The following is a 20,779-nucleotide window of genomic DNA, read 5'->3' on the forward strand; positions in this document are numbered from 1 at the left end:
ACCGACATGTCCTCCGTCTCCGCCGACCTGATTCCGCCCGCCCCGTCGAAATGGCATATCTGCGACGTCGATGCACTGCTGCGCGCGGGCGACTACGCCGCGCTCGACACGCAGCTCGACGCCGCGCTGGCGGCCAGCCTCGACGATCGCACGGCCGAGGCGCGCTACGTCGACGCGCTGCCCGCCGATCTGTACCCGTGCATGACGGCCGGCGCCGAAGGTCTCGCGCGGCTGCGCGCGTGGCAGGCCGCGAACCCGCGCTCCGCACATGCGTGGCTCTGCGAAGCGCATTACTGGCACCACTGGGCATACGAGTATCGCGGCAGCGGCTGGGCGCAGACCGTCACCGAGGCCGGCTGGATCTGCGCGCATGCATGCGCGGTGCTGACCCACGTCGCCGCGCTGCGTGCATTGCTGCTTGCGCCGACGATGTGGAGCGCGCCGATGGTGATCTTCACGAGCGTCGCGTCGTTCGACGAACCGGCATGGCTGACGCAGTTGATTCAGCAACGACGCTGGCCGGTGACCGAGCTGCGGCTGGACGTCGATACCGACGACGCGGCCACGCGCGCCGCGCTGCCCGGCATGCTCGCGCGCTCGGGGCTGAACCCGGACGAGCCGGTCGCGTGCCCGGCCGAGTTTCCGCAAGCGCTGCCCGGCCCGGTGGCGGGCAGGAAACTGCGGCGCGGCAAGTGGTACTGGATGGAAGCGACGCTGCACGTGCACCCGCGCCAGTACTTCACGATGCGCACCTTCATCTGGTACATGCTGCCGCGCTGGGGCGGCTCGCACGACCATATCCGCGCGTTCGTCGATTCCGATGCGTGCGCGCATCTCGATGCGGTCGAGAAGGACCGGCTGCGTCACGAAATCTGGCGCGACGACTACAGCGGCAACACGCTCGACTCGACCACCGACGAAGACGATGCGCGAACCGCGATGGCTGCGACGCTCGCGCGCGCCCAGGCCGCGCTGCATCCGTATCACCGCTGGGAGACGCTGCACTGGATGGCGCACAGCCACTTCATGCGCAGCGAGTACGACAAGGCCTACGCGCGGCTCCAGCAGGCCGAAAGCCATCACCCGATCGACAACAACCACGCGATGGCGATGGGCGTGCGGCTGGCGCTCGATCTCGATCCGCACGGCACCTGGCTGACCGGCGCGATCGAGCGCGCGTCGGACGCCCGCGCGTGCATGGCGGCGCTGATCCTGCGCGGCTACGCGCATCGCACCGGCAGCTTCGGCTTCGCACGCGACGATGCGCGCGGCGATGCGTGGCTCGAAGCCGCGCGTCAGCACGAGCCGGGCTCGCTCGCGTGGAACCAGCTCGCGGACGCGATGCGCGACGAGCACCGCCGCCCCGCCGATGCGTTCGCGATCTGCCAGCTCGGCTACGAGGCCGGCGGCAACTCATGCGAGTTCCTGCTCGGCTGCTTCTACTACGACGGCATGCACGTCGAGCGCGACCTGTACCGCGCCGCGCACTATTTCCGCGAGGGGATGGAAGACGGCGGCAACGCGGCCGCCTACAAGCTCGGATATACGTATTACGCGATCGGACGGGAAAGCAGGGATCCGGCCGAGCGCACGCGGATGCAGGCCGAAGCGGTCGAGGCGGCGCGCAAGGCGCACGAGATGAAGCACAGCGAGGGCCTCGAGTGCATGCTGATGTTCATCGGCGACCTCGACGACATCCCGTCGCGCCACCGCTATGTCGACGAAGTGCGCCGGCACGCGGAAAGCGGCAACCCGACGGCGATGGCCGCGCTGTCGTCGCTGCTGGCGGACAACCGCGACAAGTCGCTCTACAACTACCGCGAAAGCGTGCGCTGGATCATGGGCGCGCAGGCGATCGCGCCCGACGACGAATACGTGCTCAACGTCACGCGCGACACCCACGAGGACGGGATGCTCGGCAAGCTGCAGTACAAGCTGTACCGCAAGCAGATCAAGGCGCACGAGATTCCCGGCACCGACAACGCGATGGTGTGACGCCGCGCGCGGACGTCAGTCCGGCAGTCGCGCGAGAAACGCGAGCAGCGTCGCGTTGAAGCGGGCCGGGCGCTGCAGCGGCGCGAAGTGGCTCACGCCGGGCAGGATCGTCAGCGTCGCGCCGGGGATCGTGCGAGCCAGGTATGCGGCATGCTCGGGCCGGATGAACTCGTCGTGCTCGCCCTGCACGATCGCAACCGGTACGCCGATCGCGGCGAGATCGCTCGCGCTGTAATCCGGTTGCGTGCGCATCATTTCGCTGACGGCCGCGACGAACGCGTCGAACTGCGCCGGCGTCGCCGACAGGCGCGCGTAGTCCTTGCGGTGTCGCGCGAAGCAGCGATCGATCAGCGGGCTCGGCACCATCTCGCGGGTGCCGCCCGGATCCATGTTGCACGCGAAGAAGAATACGCCGGCCGCGCGCGCCGGCGCGCGGGCAGCCAGCACCAGCGCGATGCATGCGCCGTCGCTCCAGCCGACGAAACGCGCGCGCGGCACGTTCAGCGCGTCCATCACCGCGAGCACGTCCGACGCCATGCGTTCGTACGAATAGGGCCGCTCGTCGCGCGTGCTGCGGCCGTGCCCGCGGCTGTCGATCAGGATCACGCGATAGCCGGCCGCGCGCAGCGCCGGTACCTGATGACCCCAGTTGCCCGCATGGCCGAGGCCGCCATGCAGCAGCACGACCGGCGGCCCGTCGCCGAACGACGCATGCCACAGGCGTGCTCCATCGTGCTCCACCCATCCTTCGACATCGGCCGCCGGCAGTGGCGGGGCGCCGTGTGCATCGAAGTACGCGAGCGCGTCGTCGGCGAATTCCGCTTGCATCGTGGTGCCGTCCTTTCAGGAGAGACGAGCTTCCGATTGTAGGCCTGTGGGTCGCGGGCCGCGACCCGGTTATGTCAGGCCTGCGTCGACACGAGCCCGCCGGACGACGAACCGCCCGACTGTTGCAGCACCTGGGCGAGCTGCGCGATCGCCGTCGACAGCGCGGCGGACAGCGCGTTGGCCTGCGCACCCAGCGACTGCTGTTCGACCGCGGCGGCCGGGTCGTCCTTCGCGCGCTGCGCGGCGCGCGCCATCTGCTGCTGCACCTGCGCGAGCTGCTTCTGCAGTCGTTCGATCAGCTGCTTCAACTGCTTGACCGCCGGATCCTCGGACGACGAAGCCGATGCGGCGGATGCGCCCGATGCGCCGGCCGCCTGGCCCGCCGCGCCGGGCGGCGTCGTGCCGGAACCGCCCGACGTCCCCGTTGCACCGCCGGACGACGATGCGGCAGGCGGCGTGGTCGCGGCCGAAGCAGCGCCGGGCGTGCCGGCGGGCGCGTCGCTGGTCGTCAGCGGGGAGCGGATGGCGGTGGAAAGATCGATCTGCATCGTGTCGGTCCGTCATGAATGAGCGAGTCGCGTTCGCGGTCGAGCCGCGCCTACCTTGCAACCGGTTTACGGCATTCGTCACACGAAACTTGAATCGCCTGCGGCGTGCCCTCGCTTTGACGCGGCTGCGGCGGGCCGCCGTCGAACACCGTCGGTCGATGCGAATTTCCGGCCCCAAGGGCCAGATGAACACGCCGGCGACGCTGGTAAAATCGCCGCTTCGCCGGCCCGGTCCGCGCGTCGACAGTTGCCGGGCAATCCATGCGCCCGGTGGCTTCGACACCCGCGCGACCGCCTGCGTCGGGCGGCATGCGACACCTGCCGCCGGCGCCGCGCCGTGGCTGCAGCCGCGGCCTCGCAGGCGACTTTCCGCCCGTTCCCGCGCAGCACCCGCCGCATGCGATCCGACGCGCGCGGCACGGACGGCAATCCGCATTCACTTCATCCGTTTTTCGAGGAACCCACGATGGCCCGCATCGGCGCCTTCTGCATCACGACGTGGCTGGCGGCCGCGATTCTCTACTTCGGCCAGCACTCGGTCGCGATGATCGCGCTCAGCGGCGTGGTCGTGTTCGGCGGGTTCGACCTGCTGCGTCCGTAGACCGGGCGCGCGACGCCGTCGCGCACCGCCTCCGATCCCCCGCCGCTGCCTCAGCGCGGCAGCGTGCGCAACGACGACGGCCCACCCGTCAGCGCGATGCGCTTGCCCGTATCGCGCAGCTTGCCGCCGTCGACCGCGTACAACGCGAGCTGCCGTTCGACGTTGAACTGCACGATCACGTAACGGCTGTCGGCCGTAAACACGATCCCTTGCGCGGCCTCGCCACCGGTCGCCTCGCCCGTCTGCACCGCGCGACCGTCGCGAATCGCGAACAGCAGCACCTTGCCGAGCTTGTGGCGGCCCGGATTGTCGGGCGTCAGGTTCGAGCCGTCCATCGCCTGCACGGCGATCCACTTGCCGTCCGGCGAAATCGCGACGCCTTCCGGCAGCGACGGCACGCTGAGGTACTGCACCGTGCGGAACGGCACGCGCGACACGTCGATCAGCGCGACCGAATCGGCATCGCCCGCGAGCGTGCCCGTGTAGCCCGGCAGGCCGGCCAGCCCGACGTTGCTGACCACCGCCCAGCGGTTGTCGCTCGACACGTCGATCGTATAGGGCGCCACGCCCGTGCTCAGGCGCGTGCCGCTGTCGGTCACCTTGCCGTCGTCGACGTTCAGCACCGCGACGCCCTGCTCGTCGCGCAGCGAGACAAGCGCATGCTTGCCGTCATGCGTGAAGCTGATCCCGGCGAGCCGCTTCTTGCCGATCTTCAGGCTGCCGTCGAGCGTCACGTGCGTGCCGTCGATGCGCAGCACCGACACGCTGCCGTCGACGTTCGCGACGAGCGCGAGCCGCCCCGCGCGGTCGATCGCGATGCCCTGCGGATGCGTGCCGAGTTCGATGCGCGTGACGGACGGCGGCGCCGCGTCGAGATTCACGACCTGCAGGAACGTGTCGTAGACGAGCTGCTTCGCGTTCTCGTCGTAGCGCGTCGGCGCGCCGACGAGCGCGAGCTTCGCGTCGGGCGTGATCGCGACGGCCTGCGGCGGCCCCTGGATGCCGTTCTCGACGTCGACCTGGCGCACGACCTTCGGCGGAAACGTGCTTGCGTCGAGCAGCGTCAGCGTGTCGGCGGGCGGCGACGGCAGATAGGTGTCGCGCCCTTCGACGCGCTGGTACTTGCCGTCGTTGCCGGACACGATCCAGTCGGCGGCATGCGCGCCCACGGTGGCGGCGGACAGCGCCAGCGCGACGAGCACGCGGGCGCGGCGAAGTCGAAAGGGATTCGGTTGCATGGGCAGTCGGTTCTCCGGTCGGTTGCAGGCGCGCCGGACCGCCCGCCGCGGCTGCGCGACGGACCGGCGCGATCGCATGATGATGCACGAAAGCGTGCGATCGCGGCGTGCGGCGTGCGGCGCGCACCGCTGCCCGCCGCGCGCATCACGCGTAGCCGGTCGTCCCCTTCGTTTCCAGATACTCGGCAAGGCCGAACTCCGCATACTCGCGCCCGTTGCCCGAGCGCTTGTAGCCGCCGAACGGCGCGGCCGGATTCCACGGCGGATAGTTGATGTGGACGTTGCCGACGCGCAGCCGCGCCGCGACGCGACGCGCGCGTTCGAGATCCTTCGACTGCACGTAGGCCGCGAGCCCGTACACCGAATCGTTCGCGAGCGCGATCGCCTCTTCCTCGGACCGATAGGTCATGATCGACAGCACCGGCCCGAAGATTTCCTCGCGCGCGATCGTCATGTCCGGCGTGACGCCGGAAAACACGGTCGGTCGCACGTAGAAGCCATCGCCCAGCCCCTCCGGTCGCCCGGGGCCGCCGGCGATCAGCGTCGCGCCTTCGTCGACCCCAAGCTGGATGAAGTGCTGGATGCGCTCGAACTGCGTGCGGCTGACGACCGGCCCGATCGTCGTATCCGGCGCACGCGGATCGCCGACCACGGTGCGCCGCGCCTCCTCGCGCGCGGCCCGCTCCGCGATGGCGAGATGCTCCGCGTGCACGAGCATGCGCGTCGGCGCGTTGCATGACTGGCCGCTGTTGCTGAAGCAGCTTCGCACGCCGCGCGTGACCGCGTCCTCGATGTCCGCGTCGGGCAGGATCAGGTTCGGGCTCTTGCTGCCCAGTTCCTGATGCACGCGCTTCACGGTATCGGCGGCGGCCTTCGCGACCTCGATGCCCGCACGCGTCGAACCGGTAAACGACACCATGTCGACGTCCGGATGGCGCGACAGCGCATCGCCGACCCCATGCCCGAGCCCGTGCACGAGATTGAACACGCCGGGCGGCACGCCCGCCTCGTGCAGGATTTCCGCGAACAGGATGCCGCTGAACGGCGCGATCTCGCTCGGCTTGAGCACCATCGTGCAGCCGGCGGCGAGCGCAGGCGCGACCTTGCAGACGATCTGGTTGATCGGCCAGTTCCATGGCGTGATCAGCGCGCACACGCCGATCGGTTCGTGCGACACCAACAGCGAATCGGCCTGCGTGCTGAACCGGAACGACTGCAGCGCGCGGATCGTCTGCTCCAGATGCGCGGTGCCGACCGCCGCCTGCATCGCGCGCGCGAACGCGATCGGCGCACCCATCTCCTGGCTGATCGTCTGCGCGACCTCCTCGTAGCGGCGCTGATAGATGTCGAGCACGCGCCGCAGCAGCGCGACGCGCGCATCGACCGTCCAGCGCGAGTACGCGTCGAATGCCTGCTTCGCCGCGCCGACTGCGCGATCGACGTCGGCCGCGCCGCCGATTCCGAGCCGCGCATACGGGCGGCCGGTCGCCGGATCGATCACGTCGATCGACTGCGCGTCGACGGGATCGCACCACTGCCCGCCGATATAGGACTGTTGTGACGTACGCATCGAATGCTCCCCGGTAGGTTGGTGCGCTCAGCGCGTCGCGCGCGCATAGGCGTCGGCGAGGATGTCGCGAATCTGCGCGACGAACCAGCTGATCTCGTCGCGCGACATCACGAGCGGCGGCGAGAACTGCACGATCGGCGTGCCTTCGTGGTCGACGCCGGCGCGGCACAGCAGCCCCGCGTCGAAGATCGCCGGCGCGAGCACGGTCGACACGAACGCCTGCGCACTGATGCCGGCCGACCAGCGGCGCGCGTGCTTGTCGGTCACCAGTTCCAGCGAATAGTGATAGCCGTCGCCGCGCACGTCGCCGACGCACGGCAATTCGAGCAGGCCGTCGAGCAGCGTGCGGAAATGGCCCTGGTTGTCGCGGACGTTGTCGAACACGCGCTCGCGCTCGATGATCGCGAGGTTCGCGAGTGCGGCCGTGCAGGCGACCGGATGGCCGCCGTAGGTTGCGCCGTGCAGGAACATCTGCTGCGGGCCGCCGAGCACCGTGTCGACTACCGCATCGCTCGCGATCACGCCGCCGAGCGGCACATAGCCCGACGCGATGCCCTTCGCGAAGGTCAGGATGTCCGGTTTCAACTCGTAGCGGCGCGACCCGAAATATTCGCCGAGCCGGCCGAACCCGCAGATCACTTCATCCGCGACGAGCAGCACGCCGTGCCGGTCGCAGATCTCGCGTAGCCCTGCCGTATAGCCGGCCGGCGGCGTCAGGCTGCCGCCCGCGTTCTGCAGCGGCTCGACAACGATCGCCGCGACCGTGTCCGGGCCTTCCTGGATGATCAGCGACTCGATCTCGTCGAGCAGATGGCGCGTGAACTGCGCTTCGGTCTCGTCGAGCGGGCGGCCGTAGCGCTTCGTGTTGCCGACATGCCGCACGCCCGCCATCAGCGGCTCGAAGTGCTTGCGGAAGTTGGTCATCCCGTTCAGCGCGAGCGCGCCGAACGACGTGCCGTGATACGCGACGCGCCGCGCGATGAACTTGCGCCGCTGCGGCTCGCCGCGCGCCTGGTGGTACTGGCGCACCAGCTTGATCGCCGATTCGTTCGACTCCGACCCGCTCGACGTGAAGAACACGCGGTTCAGGCCGTGCGGCGCGAGCGTCGCGAGCCGGTGCGCGAGACGGATCGCGGGCTCGTGACCGTAGCCCCAGTTGGTCGCGAACGGCAGCCGCGCCATCTGCTCGCGGATCGCATCGCCGATCTCCACGCCGTGGCTGTAGCCGACCTGCACGCAGTACAGCCCGGCCAGCGCATCGAAATAGCGCTTGCCGTTGCGATCGACGAGCCAGCATCCTTCGCCGCGGTCGAACACGGTCAACGCGTGATCGCGATACGCATCGGCGTGCGTGAAGTGCATCAGCAGATGGCGCTTGCCCAGCGCCTGCAGGTCCGCCTCGTGATTGACGTTCATTGCCTCGTTCCTCCTTGCGGGTTTCAATGCCGGTGCCACGACCGGCCGTTCAATTCATCGTCAGCGTCGGCGCCGGGCGCGTGAATCCGCGCGTGAGCCACACGAGCTGGCACAGTCCGACCGCGAGCCATGCGATGCCGACGTAAAAGGTCTGGCGCGACAGCCCGGACCACAGCCATGCATTGAGCACGAAGCCGATCGCCGGCATCAGCCCGTACTTGATCCAGCCCGCGACATGCCGGTGCTCGGGCCGCGCGAGATAGCTGCGCATCACGCACAGGTTCACGACCGCGAACGCGACGAGCGCGCCGAAGCTGATCATCGTCGACGCGAGATCGAGCGTGATGAACAGTGCGGAAAGCGATACCGCGCCGACCGCGAGCGTCGCGCGCACCGGCGTGCCTAGCCGCGCATGCAGGTGCCCGAACACGCGTTCCGGCAGCACCTGATCGCGTCCCATCGCGAACAGCACGCGCGTCACGCTCGCCTGCCCGGCCATCGCGCTCGCGAAGCAGCCGGCCACGTACACCGCGACGAAGAACGCCGACAACGCATGACCGCCGATCCGCTGCATCAGTTCGAGGCTGGCCGAATCGAGATCCTTGAAGCTGCGCCAGTCGGGGAACACCACCTGGCCCGCATACGCGATCAGCATGAACAGCACGCCGCTCGACAGCGTGCAGAGCAGGATCGCGCGCGGCACCGTGCGGCGCGGCTCGCGGGTTTCCTCGGACAGCGTCGAGACCGCATCGAAGCCGAGAAACGACAGGCACAGGATCGCCGAGCCGGCCAGGATCGCGCGCGCATCGCCCGACGCCGGCAGCGCGATCGCCATCTCGAGTCCGCGCCCGCCGGCGAGCCGCGCCGACGCGACGAGAAACACCGCGATGAAGACGAGCTGGCTGGCGATCAGGATCAGGTTCACGCGATTGACGAGCCGGATGCCGACGATGTTCAGCGCAGTGATGAACGCGATGCTGCCGACGATCCACACGCTCGACGGCACCGCCGGGAACAGCTGCTTCATGTAGATGCCGATCGCGAGATAGCTGATCATCGGAATGAACAGGTAATCCATCAGCAACGCCCAGCCGACCATGAAGCCGGCCGAGGTGCCGAAGTTGCGGCTCGCGAACGTATACGCCGACCCGGCGCTCGGCATCAGACGCGTCATGTGTCCGTAGCTGCGCGCGGTAAACAGCATCGCGACCAGCGTGACCGCATAGGCGGTCGTCAGGTGTCCGTTCGTTTCGCTGGTGACGAGGCCGTAGGTCGTGAAGACCGTCATCGGCAGCATGTAGGCCAGGCCGAAGATCACCAGCGTGAACAGGCCGAGCGACGGTGCGGCGCTGCGTTGTCCGGGTGCAGCAGACGCGGCGTCCGGCGCGCGTCGATCGGTGCGGCTGTCTCTCATGCGGTCCTCACGTGAATGGCGTCCATGACTTCGACTCGGCTGCGCCCGGCAACGGCCCCGGTGCGCGGTTCGGAAAAAGTGTCGTGCGCCAAAAATTCGAGGACGAATGAGAAATGCGGACGTAATCGGGGGATATTTCCGGACGCATCGCCGGCGGCCCGATGCGCGGCTGGCGTTGCACGGCCATTCCGGCTATGTTCTTACGCGACTCCTTCGCCGCCCCTTTCTCTCCATGGACAGCAGGTCTCACCGAAACCAAAGCCGGGCCGAACGCAGCCTGCGTTCGGCGCTCGGACTCGCGCGTCCGGCCGGACGCCAGGAAGACATTCCGGCTACCGTCCACGCGATCGCGGTCGCGCTCGACGAGTGCCGCGTGCGGCACATCGACAGCGCCGCGCTGCTGGAAGGCACGGGGCTCGGCGCGGCCGAAGTCGCGTCGCCGAACCTGCACGTGAACCGCGGCCAGGAACAGCGCTGTTTCAGGAATCTGCTGCGGTGCAGCGGCGTGCCGTCGATCGGCCTGTCGATCGGCGGCCGGCTGCATGTGTCGACGCTCGGCCTCGCCGGCTACGCGATGCTGATCAGCGGCTCGGTGATGCAGGCGCTCAAGTGCATGAGCCAGTTCCCGCTGTTCATGGGCCTGTACTTCGACGTGCGCGTGCACGCGCACGCGGACGGGATGAGCGTGACGATCGGCCGCTACAACGGCGAGCCCGATCTCGAGGTGTTCCAGACCGACATGTGCCTGTCGAGCCTGCGGTTGATCGTGTCCGACCTGGTCGGCAAGCCGGCCTGGCCCGCGCAGCTGCTGCTCGCGCGGCGCGCGCCGCGCAACGGCGCCGAGTATGCGCGTCACTTCGGCTGCAAGGTCCGGTTCAACGCGGGCGAGAACAGCCTCGTGTTCACCAGCGTGAACGGCACGGAAACGCCGCGCCTCGCGAACGAGGTCAGCTTCAACGCGCTGCATGGCCAGTGCGAGGCGCTCGAACGGCAGTGGGCCGCCTCGGTCGGGACGCGGTTCGCCGATCGCGCGAAGGAACTGATGGCACGCGACCTGTCGCGCTTCAAGTCGATGACGTCGCTCGCGGACGCGCTGCACATGACCGAGCGCACGCTGCGCCGGCGGCTCGAAAAGGACGGCGTCACGTTCCAGTCGCTGCTGGACACGGTGCGCCATGAAGAGGCGGCGCGGCTGCTCGACGACGACGCACTGACGGTCGCGGCGATCGCCGAGCATCTCGGATACAGCGAGCCGCGCAGTTTTCGTCATGCCTACCGGCGCTGGACCGGACGCGCGCCGCGCGACAGCCGCGACGACGATGCGTGAAAGTACTCGCGCGCGCACCGCGTCCGGCGGCCGCCAACTCGCGTAGAATGCGCGCCTGAACCAACGACAACAGGGCCGCGGCCACGTGCCGATTCCGCGTGACATGCGATGCCGTCGAAACCGTTTCGACGCATGGCATGCGTGATGAAAAGATCGATGCGACGACATCGACCGGGGTTGCTGCGCGATCGATCGAGCGCGCGCCGCCGCGACGATCGCGATCGACGACCGACACGAGCGATCCGGTGCGCAGGGCCAGCCCTGCACCGCGGAAGCCGCACCGCGCGCCACCGACCGACGACGCACCGATGAGCAAACCGATTCTGTACCTCCTCGCCGGCAACGGCAGCGCGGCCGACTGGTGGGACGACGCGCTGCCGCAGTTCCGGCACTACCGGCCGGTGCCGCTGGAGCTGCCCGGTTTCGGCGACCATCCGGAACCGCCGTGCGAAGACCTGGACGCGTACGCACAGGCGCTGCTGGACGCGACCGAAGCGGGCCACGCGATCGTCGCGGTCGGCGTGAACGCGCTGCTGGTCCTGCACGCATTGCAGCGGCGGCCCGGCCACTTCAGCCGCAGCGTGCTGCTGTCGCCAGTGGGCGCGTTCCTCTGGCAGCGTCATCTGCCGAAGCTGATGACGCCGCGGCCGCTGCGCCACGCCATTCACTGGCTGCTGTCACATCATCCGGCGCTGTTCGCGCGCAAGTTCTCGCACCGAACCTGGACGCGCGCGCAGTACCGCCGGATGGGCGCCGGCTATGCGCGCTGCCGCGCGTTCGTCCCGCACTGGGACCTGGTGCGCGCCGATACCGCGCTGAACCTGCTGGAATGGGTCACCGATCGCATCGAGCTGGTGTGGGGCGATCGCGACCGCCTGCTCGGCATCCGGCAGGCTGCGGCGTGGTCGGCGATCCTCGCGCGCGCCGACCTCACGATTACGCTGCAGGCCGGCTGGGGACACTCTCCGTGGATCGATGCGCCGGCCGAATTCGCCGCGTGGCTGGAAGCCGGCGACGCCGGCTTCGTCGCGCATACCAAGGGCGGACGCCTGAAGCTCGCGGCGATGGCCGGCCTGCCGGTGCCGCCCGCGCTGTCGCTGAACCGCGCGGACGACCCGCGACTGCCCGGCTTTCTCGCGAGCCAGCCGGACGCGCTGTGGGCGATCCGCTCGTCGAGCCACGGCGAGGACCAGGCGGACGCGGCCAATGCCGGGCTGCACACCACGTTCCTGCGCGAACCGGCGTCGCAGGCGCCGACGCGCGTCGCCGAACTGCTGGACGGCGGCCTCGAGGAAGTCGTGGTCCAGCGGTTCGTCACGCCGGTGCTGTCCGGCATCGCGTTCGTCCGCCATCTGGCGGTCGAGATCGAATGGGTAGAGGGCCACCTCGAGGCGCTGGCCGACGGGCATGCGAGCCCGCAGCGCGCGATCCTGTCGCGACTCGGCGAACCGTGGCAGCGCGGCACGTTCCCGACCACGCGCGGGCTGAGCGCGCGGCGGCTGTGGGACTTCCTGCAACAGGTGCTGCGCGTGTTTCACTACGTGCCGGGCGATGTCGAATGGGCGTGGGACGGGCAGCAACTGTGGCTGCTGCAATACCGCCCGATCAGCAGCTACGGCTGGCATCGCCACCTCACGTCGGCGAACATCGCCGAAATCCTGCCGCCGCAGCCGAGCCGGCTCGTCGAGTACGCGCAGCGGCGCGCCGCCGGCAGCATCCCGGCGATCATGGCGCGCTGGGACGCACGCGTACTGCAGGACAACGAACCGTTCACCGCGCTCTATGGCGGCGCGTCGTACATCAACAACGATCTGTTCCTCGCACGCCTCGCGGACTGGGGCGTATCGGCCGGCAACTACAGCGGCGAGGTCGGCGGCGCGACGCCGCCGCTGCGCTGGCGCCCGCTGCGGCTGCTGCGTTCGCTGCCGGTGTTCTGGCGCATGCTGCGCGTCGCGCGCACGCGCCTGCCGGCGCTGGAGCGCGGCCTGCGCCGCCACGACCGCGAGCTTGCCGAACTCGTCGCGCGCGGCGCCGACGGCCAGCAGCTGGCCGACTGGTTCACGCGCTTCTACGTGTTCGTCGTGCAGGGCAACCTGTGCATCGCGGCATCGCTGGCGAGCAGCGGCGGCGCGCTGTGGGGCCGCCCGCCGACCGTCTATGGGCAACTCGACGACAGCCCGCACCGCCTGCCGTGGGAAACCGATCCGGGCACCGCGCGGCCCGCGCACGCCGATCTGCCGCTGCAGGCGTTTCCGCGCTGGCCGTGGCCGGTGCGGCTGCTGCATGCACTGGGCGCGCCCGGCATGCGCGGCTGGTATCTGCAGGTGCGCGAGTGGTACCGCGACAACCTGATGCGCGTGTTCTTCCGTCTGCATCACGCGATGCCGGCCGCCGATCGCGATACATGGTTCGCGCCTCATCCGGAACCGCGCGAACGCGGCGGCAGCTTCTGGCAGGACGGCAGCGAAGGCGTCGAGGAAGCCGCGGGCTTCATGATCTATCCGGGCCAGACGCAGGGCGTGCTCGGTCGCGACATCCTGCTCGAAGACACGCTCGACCCGGGCCGGCATGCGCAGTACCAGGCCGCGCGCGCGGTGATCGCGCGCATGGGCGGCAGGCTGTCGCACGGCGCGACGCTGCTGCGCGAACTGCGCAAGCCGTCGGCGGTGCTGCCGCGCGTCGATGCGGAATGGGTCGGGCGCGAGGTGCGGCTTTGCGATGGGGAGTTGACGTTGGTCGAATAGGCGGGGCCGCGCTGCCCGGAACCGGCCAGGCGCGCACGGACCGATCGACCCGTGGACCAGGACGCTAAAAGTTGTGCTTGATCCCGACGGAGACTGCGAGCTGAGCCGATGAATTGGCGCTGCCAAGATAAGCCAGCTGTGCATAGTTCTCGAAGGCGCCGCTCGCCGGATCGAGCCCCAGTCCGACGCCCGACATTTTCTCGAAGTTTCCGATTGCATAAAGCTGCGTGCGCTTCGACAGGCTGTAAATTCCGCCCAGCGAAAGCTTGTGTATGTTGGTGTTCGCGTCCTTCGTGCGAATATCGGCGCGCGTGTAGCTGTAGCCGAGCCCGATCTGAAGCGCTGGCGTCACGTTGTACAGGCCGCTCAGTTCCGCCGTATCGAATCGCACGTCGCTGACGGGACCACCCACGGCGACCAGATAGCGACTGCCAACCAGCGTCGCGCGGGTCAAGGCAGCGCTCACGGCAAGTTTGTCCAGCACGTAGCTTCCTCCAACGCCGAACGTCCTGAGTTCGTCGGCATCATGAAGTGCGCAATAACTCGCAGGACTCTGGCCGCAACTCAATTCGCCGATATATGCGGACGATCCGCCGAGCGCAGCCTCGAGCGGATTGCGCAACGACAAATAGCCCGCGCCCAGCGACAGCGGCCCGTGCGACCAGGTAGCGGCCAAAGCCCATCCACGATTCTTCGCAAACGAACCCGCCTGATTGCCGAAGCTGAACGTACCGCCTGCGCTGAAACCGTAGAACGCCGGGCTTTGATACTGGATGCTGTTGTTCAGGTTGAAAGCCGCGTTGAGATTGTCGATATCCCCGAAATGCGCCCCCAAGGGCCCTGCCCAGTTATTGCTGATGGCAAACGGCGCCAGCGCATTCGTGTATGAGTCGAATTGCCGGCCTGCCGTCAGCTGTCCCCACCTGTCGGATCTGAGGCCGACCATCGCCGTCGCATCGAAGAGATTGTTCGCCTGGAACATTCCCCCGTTGTTCGAGAGGAAATAGTTCTGCAGGTTGAAGACGGCACTGGTTCCTCCCCCCAGATCTTCCGTGCCACGGATACCGAACGCGGTGGGCGCGAGATTGCCCGTCGTCATGGACCACGCGCTTTTACCGCCAACGTCACCGGCCGCCGATCCGATTTGCTGGTTGCTGACGTACGTCAGGCCGGTGTCGACCGTACCATAGAGCGTCACACTGCTTTGCGCATGCAGCACTTCCGATACGCCCATCAGCGTTAATCCGATCACGCCGAACCCGAGCTTTCGATGCATCCGATCCATCACTTCGTCTCCTGAAAAATCGTTGTCGTTCCGCTTCGTGTCGCCGCGTGACTTTTCACGCGACGCCTCGCACGCGAGGCCGAACGGATTACATCGATTCTTATTCGACGACTCGCGGAAAAAATCAGCCGTCCGGTTGATTCTTCGCGGCGTTCGGGAAACCACCGAGACGTACCTGCCTCTATCTGAGCGAGGTGAAATGCGCGAAAATGGCGATTCGATCCTGCGTCCTGGAGCAAGGAATGCCCCGAAGTGCCGCCAATACACAGCCGGTTTCCGACGTCACCGCTCGCCAGGGCGGCGCGGGCGACACGTCACCACCAGCACGTTCCGCACGAGTCTCGACCCGTCGTGGCCGCGACACGACCGCACGCATCCTCGCATTGGCGACGGACATGCTTTCTGAAGAAGGCTATGGCGAGCTCACGATGCGCAAGGTCGCGAATGCGGCGGGAATCAGCCTGTCGAATCTTCAGTTTCACTTCAAGACGCGCGAGGATCTGCTCGGTGCGGTGATCACGCAGCTGACGTCGGCCTACCTCGAGCAATTCGAAGCAATCGAGCGGGACACCCGGCTCGACCCGGTCGAGCGTCTGGAAGCAGTACTGCGCAACTCTGTCGCCGAAGTCAAGAAGCCGCGCGTGCAGTCGGTCTTTTTCAATATCTGGGCGCTCGCGCAGACACAGGACTTCGCACGCGAAATCGTCGATCGTATCTACAAGGCGCAGCGCGCGGTGTTTGCCCGATTCATTGCGCAGATCAATCCCGGGCTTACCGCGCACGAGTGCATGTTGAGGGCGGCACTGATCTCCTGCCAGGTCGAGGGGCTCATGATACTGATCCCTCAACGCACGACGTTTGTCCGCGACCTCCGGGGAATAGAAGCCGAGCTCATGCGCGCCGTCATGTCGCTGGCCAAGGCGCCATCGAACGTCGCGCCCAGCAGGCAGGTTTCCTGAACGCCTCCTTCCGAAGAATCGGATCGGAAGCGATTCAGGATCGAAGCGCGCGGCGATCGAAAACGCCCGTTCAGTCGTTGAACGAACCCGGATAAGTGGTTTCGTTCAATAGACTGGCCTTCGAGCCGAACGTCAGATGCACCATCCGGTCCGGCTTCGGATCCCAGCAGAAGAAACGCCCCGTCGAGCGCATCCGCTCCAGGTCGACCACGACGACCGATTCGACCGGCATGATCGTTTCGGTCCAGAACAGTATCGTCAGTCCCGGCGCAACGTCGAAGTACGCACATCGCTCGACGTCGGCCAGACCGGTTTCCGCGCCGTTGACGCAATGCCATGCCATCTGCTCGCGCCCAAGGTACACATGCTCGTACCAGTCATCGGAACTGTAGCGATACAGGATGCGCTTGCCGACGAGCGACGACGACTGCGTAATCGGTTCGTTGCCCGCTTTTCCTTCGACCGTTGCCGCGGCGAAATCGGTCTTCGTCCGCTTTTGACCGTCGCGTTCATAAAAAGACGACACCGCAACGAATACATTCCCGCTCGCCAGTTTCCAGACGAGCGTCACGGCCTCGTCGAAGCCTTCCTTGTAGAACTCGACGAAGACGATGCCGGGCCTCACCTCCATCGCCTCATAGGGATGAGACGCCGACATTCCCGTTCCCTCGCCCTCGAGAATCGTCCAGGTGAGCGTCTTCTCGTCGACGAAATGATGCTCGATCAGCCAGCCGTTCTCGAAGCGGAACACGGCTTTCGTTCCGGCAAGCAGAGAGGTCGCGGGATATTTGTGCTCGGCGAAGCCCTCGGCCATTTCGGCGAGCGTCGGCCATTCCTCGACGGGTACGTACTTCTGCTCCATCACTGTTTCTTCGATGCTGTAATTCATCTTTCAGTCTCACATAAAGGCCATCTGGCGAAATGGCGGATTGGGCGAAATCGATCAGGCTTCGTCAAGCACGCGTCCCAGCCCGCTATAAAGCTGCGGACGTGCATTCTTGAGCCAGCAGGCAAACATGGCGCCGAGCCCCCCCACCGCCAGCGTGATCCACGGCAGCGCTTCGGATAGCCACGTAGTCGAGCCGGTGATCAGCGATACGTTGCGGATCACGTGATAAAGGCAAACGAACAGCCCGAGCGCGCTGAGTGCCGGCGCGACCACGCGGCGCCACACGGATATGCCGCGGTGATCGCGAACAAAGAAGCCGATCACGGCGAGTGCCGTCATCGCCTGAACGGCGACGATGCCGATTGCCGCGGGCACGCTGGCAAGCGGCACCACAACCAGCATCGCGTCGGCGCCGCCGATACCCGCTGCGGCGATGATCGCGACGCCGATGACGATCTGCGCGACACCGGCAAACAGCGGTGTCTGCTGGACCGGATGAAGCTCGGCGAAGCGCGCCCAGACGATACGCTCGCGCCCGAGCGAAAACAGGTAGCGCGACGACGTGTTGTGGAAACTGATGAGCGCCGCCATCAGGCTCGTGATCATCAGGATGTTGGTGGCGTCTGCAGCACTGTTGCCCAGATAACGCTCGGTAATCACGAACCACATATCGCCCGGGTTTTTCGTTGCTTCGGCAATCGCCTGCGGAATGCCGTAGGCGTTCGTCACCAGCCAGACCGATGCGGCGTACAACACCAGGATGATCGTGACTGCTGCATAGGTCGCACGCGGAATCGAGCGGGACGGATCGCGCGCTTCTTCGGCATAGATGGCGGTCGTCTCGAAGCCCATGTAGCTGCCCACGACGAACACGATAGACGGCCCGAAGCCGTGCGCAAATACATGCTCCGGCAGGAACGGGGCGACCGAAAGCGCCGCAGCCCCGCTCTTGCCGATAATCGAAGCATCGAGAAGCAGAATGATCAGCACTTCGGCAAGCATCAGTGCAAAGAGGACGCGACCGCTGAACTCGATGTTCTTGTAGCCGAAGTAGAACACCACCGTCATCGCGCCCAGGGCGCAGACCCACCAAGGCACATCGATGCCGAAATGCGCGTGGATGCCGTAGCCGAGGAAGAAGCCGATCATCGCGTAACACGCGATCAGCATCGCGTTATAGGCCAGGATGGCCAGGAATGCGCCGCCGATGCCGAAAGGTCGGCCGAGTCCATGCGCGATATATGCATAAAACGCCCCGGCGTTGCGGATATGACGGCTCATCGCACAGAATCCCACGCTGAAGATCAGATAGAGCACGCCGATGACGACATAGGTTCCCGCCGCACCCGCGCCATTGCCGAGGCCGATCGCCAGCGGTGCACCGCCCACCAGCGCCGTGAGCGGACCATTGGTCGCGATCACGAGGAAAACGATGCTGATCCAGCCGAGCGCATTCTTCCTCAGCGAAGTTTTTTCCTGCCCATCACTTGTCATCTTTGTCTCCTGATTTTCTTGCGTTTCTCTGATTCGGGTGAGGCAAATACTTGCAGCCGGGGTCTTGTTCTTGTTGGGTTCGGCGCGCCAGACGATGCGCGGCCTACTGGTTCATCAACAGACTGACCAGCGACGTCCGGTTTGTAACGGACGTCTTCGCGAATATGTTGAGCAGATGGGTCTTGACTGTCGCGACGCTCACATGAAGCGCACGTGCAAGATCGCCGTTGCTGAATCCTTTGCATATGAGTTCCGCGACCTGCGCCTCGCGCTTCGACAATCCGTAGCGGGCGATGATGTCGTCGCGGCTGCCGATCTTGCCATCCTTGAACAGGACCGAAAGGTTGAACAGAATGTATGGATGGAACGCATGCGCAGCCTTGCAGATCGATTCGGTTGTCGATCTATCGCATGCTTGCGGCAAACATACGCTCATCCCCGCGAGCACGTTGCCGGTCCGAAAAACCATTTCGACCATATTGGCGATCTGGAAGGACTCGAGAAATCGCCGGTATTCGGCACCGGCGCCGTCGTGCGCAAGATGATCGGAAAGCAACGCGACATCGACATCCGGAAGATCGGCGAGATTCTCATCGAATGGGTCCAGCCGGTACATGTCGTCGAGATACTGGCGATGAAACGCATCCGGCAAGCCGCGCCGCTCGAAAAAATCGATCGTCATGCCGGCGTCGCAGATATAGAGTGCCAGGCGCTCCGCGCCGGTCATGCGAGTAAAGCAGTTCATGGTTTCCCCAATGAACCGTTCGATTGTCGAATGGCGTTCAGGCGCGATCATGATGATTTCCTGCAACAATCCGGGATACCGTGGAATCCCGCCGCACATTTCGCATCAGCGCGGCACGGGAATGCACACCGACTTGAGTTCGGTGTATTGCTCGATCATCTGACGCCCGTGTTCGCGCCCGACACCCGACTGCTTCATCCCGCCGAACGGCAGGTTGGGATCGACCGGGATGTGGCTGTTGACCCAGACCATACCCGCCTCCAGCTTCCGGATTCCGCGCAATGCGGAATTCAGGTCATTCGTCCAGACACTGGCCGCCAGCCCGTTGCGCGACGCGTTGGACAGCGCAATCGCCTCTTCGAGGTCCGAAATCGGCGTGACGCTGATCACCGGCCCGAAGATCTCGTCGCGCACGGACGGATTTTCAGCGTCCGCATCGACGATCAGGGTGGGCTCGAAATAAAAGCCCGCGCGATCGGGACGGCGACCGCCCGTCACGATCCGCGCGGTTTTTCCCGCGGCCTCGACGAGTGCGGCGACTTTCTCTACGTGCGCACGCGAGACGAGCGGCTGAATATCGGCCGACATATCGAGGCCCGGCCCCAGCTTCAGATTGCCGATTGCGCGTTCGAGATCCGCGACGACGCGATCGTAAGCCGCGCGATGCACGTACAGACGCGATGCGGCCGCGCAGACCTGGCCTTGATTGAGAAAGCAGGCGCCCATGAGTCCCGGCATGATCTGCGCGAGATCGACATCCGACAGAACGATGAGCGGATTCTTGCCGCCCAGTTCCAGCGTGAAACGGGTCATGTTCTGCAGCGCTGAAACACCAATGCGCCGCCCCGTCTCCGTCGATCCCGTGAACGTGATCTTGTTGACGTCGGGGTGCCGGACCAGCGCCGCCCCCGCATCGTGACCATAGCCGGGCACGACATTGACCACGCCGGGCGGAATGCCCGCCTCGATCGCCAGTTCGGCGATGCGCAACGCCGTGAGCGGCGTATCTTCCGACGGCTTGATGACAATCGTGCAGCCACAGGCGAGCGCCGGCGCGATTTTCCACAGCGCAATCATCATCGGGAAGTTCCAGGGAACGATCGCGCCCACGACGCCGACGGGCTCGCGCAACGTAAAACCGAGGTTTCGCGAGCCGGGCGGAACGGGAATGGAAAGATCGAGCGTGGAACCCTCTATCTTCGTCGCCCAACCTGCCATGTATCGCACGTATTCGACCGATCCCGCCACGTCGATCGCCCGGGCATGCTGGATCGACTTGCCTTGATTGATCGTCTCGAGCTGAGCGAGTTCTTCGCCGTTGGCCTGGATCAGTTCGGAAAGCCGGAACAGGCAGCGCTCGCGGTCCGCCGGTCGCATGTCGCGCCATACACCCAAGGCGCGCCGCGCGCTGGCGACCGCCAATGACACTTCGTGTTCCGTACCGGCGATGGTCCGACTGACGACGTTCCCGTCCGCCGGATTGTAGATGTCGATAAAGCGCGAGGTGCACGACGTCACGGATTTCCCGTCGATGAACGCACCATGGGTTCTGTCGAGAAAGGCGCTCACCTGCGCCAGGCGCTCCACAAGCCGGGCGTTCGTCGTTTCGTGCAACATGGCAACTCCATCATGTATAGGTCGATAGACCTATTTTATAAGGTGCAGCAAGCTCGATTGCAATCCTGGATAAACCCGCATGCGCTCCCGTGCAGCTTGCGATGTGCTT

The 20,779-nt window shown here is 66.3% G+C and carries 16 protein-coding genes; 5 read left to right on the plus strand and 11 right to left on the minus strand.

The genetic code is table 11. The features are described 5' to 3' along the window. Nucleotides 1-6: 6 nt before the first annotated feature. Nucleotides 7-1,995: a DUF4034 domain-containing protein gene (locus WS57_RS17620; protein WP_236871944.1), complete on the plus strand. Its 1,989-nt coding sequence runs from the start codon at nt 7-9 to the stop codon at nt 1,993-1,995. Nucleotides 1,996-2,010: 15 nt separating this feature from the next. On the opposite strand, the gene WS57_RS17625 is transcribed toward WS57_RS17620, so the two are convergent. Then, complete coding sequence (locus WS57_RS17625) at nt 2,011-2,823, minus strand: alpha/beta fold hydrolase (RefSeq protein WP_009688578.1); 813 nt, start codon at nt 2,821-2,823, stop codon at nt 2,011-2,013. A 74-nt stretch (nt 2,824-2,897) separates the two neighbouring features. Further along, nucleotides 2,898-3,371 carry a hypothetical protein gene (locus WS57_RS17630; protein WP_069244632.1) on the minus strand — a complete coding sequence of 158 codons (474 nt, stop codon included), beginning with the start codon at nt 3,369-3,371 and terminating at the stop codon, nt 2,898-2,900. Nucleotides 3,372-3,837: 466 nt separating this feature from the next. Here WS57_RS17630 and WS57_RS38200 point away from each other — a divergent pair, with 466 nt between their 5' ends. Next, nucleotides 3,838-3,972 (plus strand): hypothetical protein, encoded by a 135-nt coding sequence (locus WS57_RS38200; protein WP_006405345.1) that lies wholly within the window; start codon nt 3,838-3,840, stop codon nt 3,970-3,972. Between the two features lie 50 nt (nt 3,973-4,022). On the opposite strand, the gene WS57_RS17640 is transcribed toward WS57_RS38200, so the two are convergent. The 4 genes from WS57_RS17640 to WS57_RS17655 form a co-directional block, all read right to left on the minus strand. Next, nucleotides 4,023-5,210 (minus strand): beta-propeller fold lactonase family protein, encoded by a 1,188-nt coding sequence (locus WS57_RS17640; protein WP_060253975.1) that lies wholly within the window; start codon nt 5,208-5,210, stop codon nt 4,023-4,025. Between the two features lie 145 nt (nt 5,211-5,355). Then, nucleotides 5,356-6,780 (minus strand): aldehyde dehydrogenase family protein, encoded by a 1,425-nt coding sequence (locus tag WS57_RS17645; protein WP_069244634.1) that lies wholly within the window; start codon nt 6,778-6,780, stop codon nt 5,356-5,358. Between the two features lie 27 nt (nt 6,781-6,807). Next, nucleotides 6,808-8,196 (minus strand): aspartate aminotransferase family protein, encoded by a 1,389-nt coding sequence (locus tag WS57_RS17650; protein ID WP_069244635.1) that lies wholly within the window; start codon nt 8,194-8,196, stop codon nt 6,808-6,810. A 49-nt stretch (nt 8,197-8,245) separates the two neighbouring features. Continuing rightward, entirely contained in the window at nt 8,246-9,610 is a 1,365-nt protein-coding gene (locus tag WS57_RS17655; protein WP_038455069.1) for an APC family permease, read from the minus strand. A 232-nt stretch (nt 9,611-9,842) separates the two neighbouring features. On the opposite strand from WS57_RS17655, the gene WS57_RS17660 reads away from it, so the two are divergent. Both WS57_RS17660 and WS57_RS17665 read left to right on the plus strand, forming a co-directional pair. Beyond that, a complete protein-coding gene (locus WS57_RS17660) occupies nt 9,843-10,937 on the plus strand; it encodes an AraC family transcriptional regulator (RefSeq protein ID WP_009693374.1) in 1,095 nt (364 codons plus the stop codon). Between the two features lie 308 nt (nt 10,938-11,245). Next, complete coding sequence (locus WS57_RS17665) at nt 11,246-13,681, plus strand: PEP-utilizing enzyme (RefSeq protein ID WP_069245443.1); 2,436 nt, start codon at nt 11,246-11,248, stop codon at nt 13,679-13,681. Nucleotides 13,682-13,745: 64 nt separating this feature from the next. On the opposite strand, the gene WS57_RS17670 is transcribed toward WS57_RS17665, so the two are convergent. Beyond that, on the minus strand, nt 13,746-15,131 hold the full coding sequence (locus tag WS57_RS17670) for a porin (protein WP_230945616.1): 1,386 nt from the start codon (nt 15,129-15,131) through the stop codon (nt 13,746-13,748). Nucleotides 15,132-15,208: 77 nt separating this feature from the next. Between WS57_RS17670 and WS57_RS17675 the strand changes: the two genes are divergently transcribed. Next, complete coding sequence (locus WS57_RS17675) at nt 15,209-15,925, plus strand: TetR/AcrR family transcriptional regulator (protein WP_167361733.1); 717 nt, start codon at nt 15,209-15,211, stop codon at nt 15,923-15,925. 70 nt (nt 15,926-15,995) lie between these two features. On the opposite strand, the gene WS57_RS17680 is transcribed toward WS57_RS17675, so the two are convergent. The 4 genes from WS57_RS17680 to WS57_RS17695 all read right to left on the minus strand — a co-directional run bounded on the left by WS57_RS17680 (nt 15,996) and on the right by WS57_RS17695 (nt 20,670). Beyond that, the gene (locus tag WS57_RS17680) at nt 15,996-16,814 is read right to left on the minus strand and encodes a molybdenum cofactor biosynthesis F family protein (protein ID WP_059605378.1); all 819 of its coding nucleotides are present in this window, start codon (nt 16,812-16,814) and stop codon (nt 15,996-15,998) included. 54 nt (nt 16,815-16,868) lie between these two features. Further along, nucleotides 16,869-18,308, minus strand: a complete 1,440-nt coding sequence (locus tag WS57_RS17685; RefSeq protein WP_009693367.1) for an APC family permease — start codon at nt 18,306-18,308, stop codon at nt 16,869-16,871. Between the two features lie 103 nt (nt 18,309-18,411). After that, on the minus strand, nt 18,412-19,104 hold the full coding sequence (locus WS57_RS17690; RefSeq protein WP_167361734.1) for a helix-turn-helix transcriptional regulator: 693 nt from the start codon (nt 19,102-19,104) through the stop codon (nt 18,412-18,414). Between the two features lie 54 nt (nt 19,105-19,158). Beyond that, nucleotides 19,159-20,670, minus strand: a complete 1,512-nt coding sequence (locus WS57_RS17695; protein ID WP_009693365.1) for an aldehyde dehydrogenase family protein — start codon at nt 20,668-20,670, stop codon at nt 19,159-19,161. Nucleotides 20,671-20,779 lie beyond the last annotated feature (109 nt).

The organism is Burkholderia pseudomultivorans (assembly GCF_001718415.1).
Classification (GTDB): domain Bacteria; phylum Pseudomonadota; class Gammaproteobacteria; order Burkholderiales; family Burkholderiaceae; genus Burkholderia; species Burkholderia pseudomultivorans_A.

What these genes read in the sequence shown, in the direction of transcription:
- WS57_RS17620 (WP_236871944.1), top strand. Translation starts at nt 7, where the DNA reads ATGTCCTCCGTCTCCGCCGACCTGATTCCGCCCGCCCCGTCGAAATGG.
- WS57_RS17625 (WP_009688578.1), bottom strand. Translation starts at nt 2,823, where the DNA reads ATGCAAGCGGAATTCGCCGACGACGCGCTCGCGTACTTCGATGCACAC.
- WS57_RS17630 (WP_069244632.1), bottom strand. Translation starts at nt 3,371, where the DNA reads ATGCAGATCGATCTTTCCACCGCCATCCGCTCCCCGCTGACGACCAGC.
- WS57_RS38200 (WP_006405345.1), top strand. Translation starts at nt 3,838, where the DNA reads ATGGCCCGCATCGGCGCCTTCTGCATCACGACGTGGCTGGCGGCCGCG.
- WS57_RS17640 (WP_060253975.1), bottom strand. Translation starts at nt 5,210, where the DNA reads ATGCAACCGAATCCCTTTCGACTTCGCCGCGCCCGCGTGCTCGTCGCG.
- WS57_RS17645 (WP_069244634.1), bottom strand. Translation starts at nt 6,780, where the DNA reads ATGCGTACGTCACAACAGTCCTATATCGGCGGGCAGTGGTGCGATCCC.
- WS57_RS17650 (WP_069244635.1), bottom strand. Translation starts at nt 8,196, where the DNA reads ATGAACGTCAATCACGAGGCGGACCTGCAGGCGCTGGGCAAGCGCCAT.
- WS57_RS17655 (WP_038455069.1), bottom strand. Translation starts at nt 9,610, where the DNA reads ATGAGAGACAGCCGCACCGATCGACGCGCGCCGGACGCCGCGTCTGCT.
- WS57_RS17660 (WP_009693374.1), top strand. Translation starts at nt 9,843, where the DNA reads ATGGACAGCAGGTCTCACCGAAACCAAAGCCGGGCCGAACGCAGCCTG.
- WS57_RS17665 (WP_069245443.1), top strand. Translation starts at nt 11,246, where the DNA reads ATGAGCAAACCGATTCTGTACCTCCTCGCCGGCAACGGCAGCGCGGCC.
- WS57_RS17675 (WP_167361733.1), top strand. Translation starts at nt 15,209, where the DNA reads ATGCCCCGAAGTGCCGCCAATACACAGCCGGTTTCCGACGTCACCGCT.
- WS57_RS17680 (WP_059605378.1), bottom strand. Translation starts at nt 16,814, where the DNA reads ATGAATTACAGCATCGAAGAAACAGTGATGGAGCAGAAGTACGTACCC.
- WS57_RS17685 (WP_009693367.1), bottom strand. Translation starts at nt 18,308, where the DNA reads ATGACAAGTGATGGGCAGGAAAAAACTTCGCTGAGGAAGAATGCGCTC.
- WS57_RS17690 (WP_167361734.1), bottom strand. Translation starts at nt 19,104, where the DNA reads ATGATCGCGCCTGAACGCCATTCGACAATCGAACGGTTCATTGGGGAA.
- WS57_RS17695 (WP_009693365.1), bottom strand. Translation starts at nt 20,670, where the DNA reads ATGTTGCACGAAACGACGAACGCCCGGCTTGTGGAGCGCCTGGCGCAG.